The organism is Salipaludibacillus sp. CF4.18, assembly GCF_051262595.1.
GTDB classification, from domain to species: Bacteria; Bacillota; Bacilli; order Bacillales; family Salisediminibacteriaceae; genus Salipaludibacillus; species Salipaludibacillus neizhouensis.
Window position 1 is genome coordinate 1 of record NZ_JBIMEV010000096.1, and the last position, 7,522, is coordinate 7,522.

Sequence of the window (7,522 nt, forward strand, 5' to 3'; positions counted from 1 at the left end):
GAACCCTCCCCATGTTTCCTCTTGCTTCAGACGGGATACTTCAAGCCATTCTTTTCTATTTTATCTCTAACAATCTTATCAACATTCAAGTTTAATTCACTGCACAAGGTTAGCGCATAGATCAATACATCTGCAATTTCTTCCTCAATATTTTCAAGGTTTTCTTCTACGGCTTGTTCACTGCTTTTCCATTGGAAATCTTCAAGAAGTTCAGCTGCTTCAATAGACAAAGAAAGAGCAAGATCTTTTGGATTGTGGTATTGGTTCCAGTTTCGGGCTTCTCTGAACGCATCTATCTTCTTTAAAAGTGCTTCTATTTCATTCATCAGGTTCATTCTCCTTTATTAATGATTGTAGTTTTGCGCTTAATTTTGGGTCTACAGCGTAGATATAAAGGCCTCGTATGCCTCGCTTCATCAAAACATTAATTGAATTTAAAATAATGTCTTCTTTGATCTGTTCGGCTTGATCAGTATCAATGTCTTTTCTCGAGGTAAAAGCCCCTGTATCCTTATATTTTTGGATATCAATGACGATTCGATCTGTTTCGTCATCATAACTGAGGGAGGGGCCAAGTACCACGCCTACATAATTTAAATCAAACCCCTGCACGGTATAAATAGAGCCAACTTCATAAATGGTATGGGCTTCTTCCGCCCATGTGATGTTATTTCCAGTGATATTCCATGGAAGGTTCACACCATCTTCATGTTCATCTACATAATACTCTTTGCCATCTTTTTTATGAAGGTAGTCAAAAGTAGAAACGATCCTGGAAAGTCCGTATTTTTCATTTTTCGATTGAATAGCTTCTTTAAATTGACGACCGTTATCATATATTTTGAACTCAAATTCCTGATCCTCATTACTCGGAAGAGGAAGTAGGCTTTTGGAGACAAAATGGTTAATCCAGTTTAACGTTTCTGGGCTAGCTTTCATTCTAAATTGATCCGTTAATTGCATCGTTTCCGCACTGTAGTGCCTAGTGATTTCTTGAATTAAACGCTGGTTCCAATAACTTTTTAGTTTTAACACTTGTTTAGGGTCAAAGATAACAATCGTTATTTTACATCGTTTGATGATCTCATCCAGGTGATTTTCATAGCGGAAATTATTATAAGAATCTTCTTTGGTTAAAAGTAAATGAGCTTCATCTACTAAAACAATATCTGCTTGGGTATTGGTTTTATCCATTTGATTAACAAAAGGTGTAGGCTTCAGAAAATTTTTCTTTTTCAAGTTAGGCAGGCTGTTTGCAATACTCTTATATGTCTTCAGCATTTCACTATGGTTGACTAACAGAAAATTATTTGTGTCTTTTAAGTCTGAACTATCCTCATTGGCATAATCTTGAATCGTATTAAATAATGAACTCAATAGGACACTTTTACCTGTACCAGCATCACCTTCAACGATAAATACATGATGACCTTCATTATTAATATTTTTCTTGCAAAAATCTAGTATTCTATTTTTTACATCAAGTTGCTGTTCGGACAGCTCTTTATAGGGAGAGAGCTTGTAAATATCTTTATTTCTTAAATTTTCAACGGTTTCTTTTACCAAGTTTTCTTCTCTAAGTTTATCCCATATTTCACCAAAAATTTCTTCATTAAAATATTCTTTCTGAAAGTAGTTGTGCATCTGCATATTAGCCGTTTGACTGACATTTTGCAGCTTGTATTGATTATCAGCAATAAAATAGTTAATCAGGTTCGATTCGATATTATAGGTAGCAGACTGATTAAATTTCTCATGACCAATGACGATTGTCTCGTTATGTATATGACGCTTAGGATTAGTTAAATGGGTATGAAGACGCCGTTTTTTATGAACGGTTTGGCCAATATATGCGATTTTACGCTTTTGGTTATAAAGGACATACACCATTGGATAATTGTTTAAGTAGACTGTTTGCACCTGGTCCAGTGCTTGGCGGTTAAATGATCCTTTTTCAAAAATCAATTCACTATTCATAGAATTCTCCTACATCAAAAAAATGATTTATCTGACTGTTTAAACTAAGTAGCTATATTCTATCATAATCCAGACATCTACCTGGTAAATTTGACCACACCGATCTAAGGAATGATAGTAAAACAGGTGAAAACTTTAACCATGGGTTATAAATGGAATCATTTCATCTAGGAGCTAAAATCCAATTGGAACTGCTGAAGATGGTTAATCCGGAGAGCATATTATATAATTTTAGTTTCAAAAACTCCTTCCATTAGAAAAGAGTTTTTTCTGTCTTTGGAAACAGATTACCTCACCGGTGCCAATGATGCACAGAACCGTCCCCATGTTTCCTTTTCTTATTTCTCTGTTTTAGTTTTTTAGGAGGAGGGTATATCATTTCTAGAAACCTACATTGCAGAATAGAGTGTTTTTACATCTCATTAAATAATGGTATTACTTGCATGTTGAGGTCTTTCCTTTTGAAAGAGGGAAATATAATAGCCAATAAACAACATTAGGAAAGATTTTTTCAGAGTCTACTAACTAGATGGATGAAAAAGGAGAGTTTTTAAATGCGTAATCAGGTTAAGCATTTTATAAATGGAGAATGGATAGAATCAACAGGTTCTGAGACGATCGATGTTGTGAACCCAGCGACCGAAGAAGTGATGGGAAAGATTAGCTCTGGAACAAATGAGGATTTAAATAAAGCCGTTGCTGCAGCAAAAGCAGTACTACCGACGTTTTCAAATTCTACAAAAGAAGAGCGAATTCAATGGCTGCACAATATTGTGGAAGGATATAAGAAGCGGAAAGACGAGTTCATCGAGGTGATGACAGATGAATTAGGTGCGCCACTTTCGGTCTCCGAGGAAGTACATTATAACATGGGTCTAGGTCATTTCAGTCACGCGGCAGAAGCCTTAGAGTCCTTTTCCTTCTCAGAGAATCGAGGCGGGCATACAGTCTTAAAGGAAACAATAGGTGTGAGTGGACTTATTACACCATGGAACTTTCCTACGAATCAAACCTCAACAAAGATTGCTAGTGCGATTGCGGCCGGGAGTCCCGTGGTGCTGAAGCCGGCATCAAAGACACCGTTTGCAGCTATGATGCTAGCGGAGATCATTGATGAGGCAGGTGTCCCTAAAGGTGCATTCAACCTTGTAAACGGAACGGGTTCTGAGATTGGGGACGGCATTAGTTCCCATCGAGATATTGATTTTGTTTCCTTTACAGGTTCCGGATCAGTAGGAGAGAAAATCATGCAAAATGCGGCGCAAACAATTAAAAAAGTAGCCTTGGAGTTAGGCGGGAAATCGCCGCTTATCGTCTTGGATGACGCAAACGTAGAAGAAGCAGCGAAATCAGCCGTTTCTCATATGATGACGAACACCGGTCAGGTCTGCTCTGCCGCGACAAGAATCCTTGTGCCTACATCGATGAAGACACAATTCGAAGAAGCAGTTCAAAAGGTATTACCATCTTTCCCGGTCGGTGATCCCCGTAAAGAAGGAATTGCGACAGGGCCACTTGTATCAGAGGATCAGTGGGATACTGTGCAATCTTATATTGAAAAAGGAGAAAAGGAAGCAACATTGCTTGTAGGCGGGACAGGTAAACCTGAAGGATTGGAAAAAGGTTATTTTGCCAAGCCAACTGTTTTTACGGATGTCTCTAACGATATGGTCATTGCACAAGAAGAAATTTTCGGTCCTGTTACAACGATTCTAACTTACGATAGTCTTGACCAAGCACTTGAGATTGCAAACGATACTATCTATGGTCTTGCAGGTTATGTAATTGGTAAAAATCCGGAGAAATTTCGTGATGTCGCATCGAGAATCAAAGCTGGAAGAATTACTGTCAACGATACTGCTACCGACTTCCATGGGCCATTTGGAGGCTATAAACAATCTGGCATCGGTCGTGAGTGGGGTGACTTTGGGATTGAGGAATATCTTGAGGTCAAATCTGTTCATGGCATGCCTTCATAATACGAAGAAAGACAGGTTACAACGCAAAGAGTTTAACCATTATCTCAGAGTACATGGTCGCCTAAACGAATAGGACCCTTCGCTGTTGCGGAAGGGTTCTTTACTTGAGTGAACCGCGCAAGTCTTCGGTAGGTGTCAATGAAGCACAGAACCGTCCCCTTGTTTCCTTGAAAAATTAGTAGTTAATTTATAGACGGAAATGTTAAAATGATAAGGGAACAAATATGGAGGGTGATTATGAAGATTAAACTAGGGTTATTATATGGTGGGAAATCCGCCGAACATAATGTATCATTACAAACAGCAAAAGCCGTCATTAATGCATTGGATTTAACTAAATATGACGTTCATCCAATATACATTTCAGAAACGGGTCAGTGGGTTAGAGGAACTCAGCTTGAAGGTCCTGTGGAAGATGTCGAGAAGCTTCAATTGAAAGAAGCAGGGGAAACCATTTCTCCGGTTGCTTTAAATTCAGAAATTTTTCCGGTTCAAGCAAAGGGTGACAGCAGCCAAACGGAAGATAAGTTCGATGTGATATTCCCGTTGCTTCATGGACCGAACGGGGAAGACGGAACCGTTCAGGGGTTATTAGAGCTGATGAACGTTCCTTATATAGGGAACGGAGTGCTGGCGTCTGCTGCCGGCATGGATAAAGTCATGATGAAAAACATTTATGAACAGGCTGGCATTAAGCAACCGAACTATGTATGGTACGTTCGCAGTTATTGGGAAAAAGAGACCGAATCCGCTTACAAGAAGGTCGAAGAAAAACTTGGTTACCCTTGTTTTGTCAAACCAGCAAACTTAGGTTCAAGTGTAGGAATCAGTAAATGTAGCGACCGCGCAAGTCTTGAAAAAGCTTTTGTAGAGGCTTTTGAATATGACCGTAAAATCATTATTGAAGAAGGAATCGACGGTCGTGAATTGGAAATTGCCGTATTAGGAAACGAGGATCCTCAATGCTCCGTAGTTGGTGAAATCGTTCCAAAAGATGGTTTTTATGACTATAAAGCGAAATATGAGGACGGAAGCACAGGCCTTATTATCCCTGCAGACGTCTCCAATGAAGACTATGAAGAAATGAAACGTGTGGCGATTCAATCTTTTAAAGCACTCGATTGCTCAGGATTAGTCCGCGCTGACTTCTTTTTAACAAAAGAGGGAGACATCCTCATGAACGAAGTGAACACGATGCCAGGCTTTACACCTTTTAGCATGTTCCCGATGCTGTGGCAGAAATCAGGCTTGTCATACACGGAGTTAATTGAAAAACTAGTCAAACTTGGAAGAGAGCGACATCAGGAAAAACAGAAGATTAAGCACACCTTTTAAGCATAAATTTAGGAATGAGGTTGACTCTGAGTCAGCCTCGTTTTACATAGCTTTTCCCTATCTTTTTTTCCGCATAATACCATGGGAAATATCTACACATAGTATTCAGAAAGAGGAACGTTTCTATCGATAAGAAGGAGTGAGTGTGATGATGCAAAAAACATTGAAAGAAATTGCTGTGTGGACCAACGGAGAAGTTGTCGGTACAGACACTAACCGTATCGAGGTTGCCGGAGTTTCCACAGATACAAGAACGATTGAAAAAGCAAATCTATATATCCCGATTGTTGGCGAGAACTTTAATGGCCACGATTTTGTGACAGGAGCTATCAAGAATGGGGCAGTCGGAGCCCTTTGGCAAAAAGATCAGCCGAATTCTCCTGCAGATGTCCCGTTAATTTATGTCGACGATACGTTAGTGGCATTACAGGAATTAGCAAAAAACTACTTGGCGAGTTTGCCCGCAAAAGTCATCGCAATCACTGGTAGTAACGGTAAAACAACAACGAAAGATATGGTTACCTCCGTGCTTTCAACGACATATAAAGTCCAAAAAACGGAAGGGAATTACAATAACCACATCGGATTGCCATTGACGATTCTTCGATTACAGGAAGACACAGAAATCGCAGTGTTGGAAATGGGAATGAGCGGAAGAGGAGAAATTGAGTTCCTTTCTAATCTAGCACAACCTGAAGCTGCCATCATCACAAACATTGGCGAGTCCCACTTACAGGATTTAGGTTCACGCGAAGGGATTTCAGAGGCAAAATTTGAAATCACCGCAGGTTTGCGAGAAAACGGGACACTCATCATCCATGGAGATGAGCCATTATTAACAGAAAAAGTCGAAAAAAGTCCGTTTCACGTCATCACCTTTGGGAATCGCGAAACAAACGATTATTGCCCGACGCATATCCAGCAGAAGAGCAATGGCACATATTTCACCTTAAAAGAAGAAGCGGAGACCGAGTATTTTATTCCGGTTCTCGGCAAACACAATGTAAATAATGCTCTCTCAGCCATTGCCATTTCCAAGCAGATGAATGTGTCGATCCCTGATATCAAAAAAGGGCTCGAAGCAATCAAAATCACAGGAATGCGAACGGAACTGATCGAAGGAAAAGATGGCGTGACGGTAATTAATGATGCTTATAATGCCAGCCCAACGTCGATGCGAGCCGCGATTGACTTGCTGCAAGATTTAAAAAATTACAAGAAAAAAATCGTCGTTTTGGGAGATATGCTCGAACTAGGTGACAAGGAAGAAACCTTTCATTTTGAAGTCGGTAAAGGAATTGACAAAGATAAAATTAATGAAGTCATCACTTTTGGCCAGCTAGGAAGAAAAATAGCAGAAGGTGCAAAAGTCAATTTTTCCGAAAATCGCGTTTTTGCATACAACGATAAACAGGCGCTGATCGCTAAACTAAAGGGAACGGTGGAAGAAGGCGATATCGTTCTACTGAAAGGCTCCCGTGGCATGAAACTAGAAGAAGTTGTGAATGAATTAACTTAAGTGTTTCACATACGAAGGGATTAATACTTTGCAAAACTTTCAAAGTACACCGAAAAAGAAATTCTGAAAATCCAAGGTATTGGTCCAGCGTCCTTACCAGTTATGGGAACTTTATTAGATGAAGTAAGTTTATCATTTGAAGAATTGTAATATGTTTTCCTATCAATTGAAGGTACTTAAAGTAACTACGCGTTAGTTCAATAACCAAAGAAAATATGAGTAAAAACACACAGATCTTAATCTGTGTGTTTTTGTATGCTATTAATAGTGTTTAGTTGGAGTATGAATGTAAAATGTGCTTTTATTTACGAACAGGCCTGGTACTGTTCGTCCTAAACATTCACCGAAAGCAAACAAATTCAGATTATCGAGTTGGATAAATGGTTCACTGAAATTCTTCTATGAAAGAGGTTAACTATTTTCAAGTCCTTGCATGTCAAGTTACCGCAAAATCGAATATTACTACATATACTTGACTCTTCACTAGTATTAACTGAAGAGTCTTTTTGACGTTTCTTCTTCCTGTTAAAGGAGAGACTGTATTCTTAAACAAAAAAAAGCTGAAAGTAGCGAAGGCGATGACTTGAGTGGGAAGAGCAACAGCGGAATCATTTCTCGCGGAACGCATCCGCCTAAAGAGGATTCAACTGAGTAACATGGTATTAATCAACAGAATCCTACCATTTAATAGGAACTTTTAATTTACCTTCGC

At 39.2% G+C, this 7,522-nt stretch carries 5 protein-coding genes; 3 read left to right on the top strand and 2 right to left on the bottom strand.

Going from position 1 to position 7,522, the window contains the following annotated elements; translation table 11 throughout:
• Positions 1-26: 26 nt before the first annotated feature.
• Entirely contained in the window at positions 27-326 is a 300-nt protein-coding gene (locus ACHABW_RS24950) for a nucleotide pyrophosphohydrolase (protein WP_435759634.1), read from the bottom strand.
• Positions 319-1,977: a DUF2075 domain-containing protein gene (locus ACHABW_RS24955; RefSeq protein WP_435759636.1), complete on the bottom strand. Its 1,659-nt coding sequence runs from the start codon at positions 1,975-1,977 to the stop codon at positions 319-321. Before ACHABW_RS24955 ends, ACHABW_RS24950 begins: the two co-directional genes overlap by 8 nt.
• A gap of 554 nt (positions 1,978-2,531) precedes the next feature.
• Here ACHABW_RS24955 and ACHABW_RS24960 point away from each other — a divergent pair.
• From ACHABW_RS24960 to ACHABW_RS24970, 3 genes are all read left to right on the top strand, one after another.
• Positions 2,532-3,956 (top strand): aldehyde dehydrogenase family protein, encoded by a 1,425-nt coding sequence (locus tag ACHABW_RS24960; RefSeq protein ID WP_435759638.1) that lies wholly within the window; start codon positions 2,532-2,534, stop codon positions 3,954-3,956.
• A 237-nt stretch (positions 3,957-4,193) separates the two neighbouring features.
• Positions 4,194-5,291 (top strand): D-alanine--D-alanine ligase, encoded by a 1,098-nt coding sequence (locus ACHABW_RS24965; RefSeq protein ID WP_435759640.1) that lies wholly within the window; start codon positions 4,194-4,196, stop codon positions 5,289-5,291.
• Between the two features lie 148 nt (positions 5,292-5,439).
• Positions 5,440-6,810: a UDP-N-acetylmuramoyl-tripeptide--D-alanyl-D-alanine ligase gene (locus tag ACHABW_RS24970; RefSeq protein WP_435759642.1), complete on the top strand. Its 1,371-nt coding sequence runs from the start codon at positions 5,440-5,442 to the stop codon at positions 6,808-6,810.
• Positions 6,811-7,522 lie beyond the last annotated feature (712 nt).

Coding starts and splice junctions, on each gene's coding strand:
- ACHABW_RS24950 (WP_435759634.1), bottom strand. CDS start 326: ATGAATGAAATAGAAGCACTTTTAAAGAAGATAGATGCGTTCAGAGAA.
- ACHABW_RS24955 (WP_435759636.1), bottom strand. CDS start 1,977: ATGAATAGTGAATTGATTTTTGAAAAAGGATCATTTAACCGCCAAGCA.
- ACHABW_RS24960 (WP_435759638.1), top strand. CDS start 2,532: ATGCGTAATCAGGTTAAGCATTTTATAAATGGAGAATGGATAGAATCA.
- ACHABW_RS24965 (WP_435759640.1), top strand. CDS start 4,194: ATGAAGATTAAACTAGGGTTATTATATGGTGGGAAATCCGCCGAACAT.
- ACHABW_RS24970 (WP_435759642.1), top strand. CDS start 5,440: ATGATGCAAAAAACATTGAAAGAAATTGCTGTGTGGACCAACGGAGAA.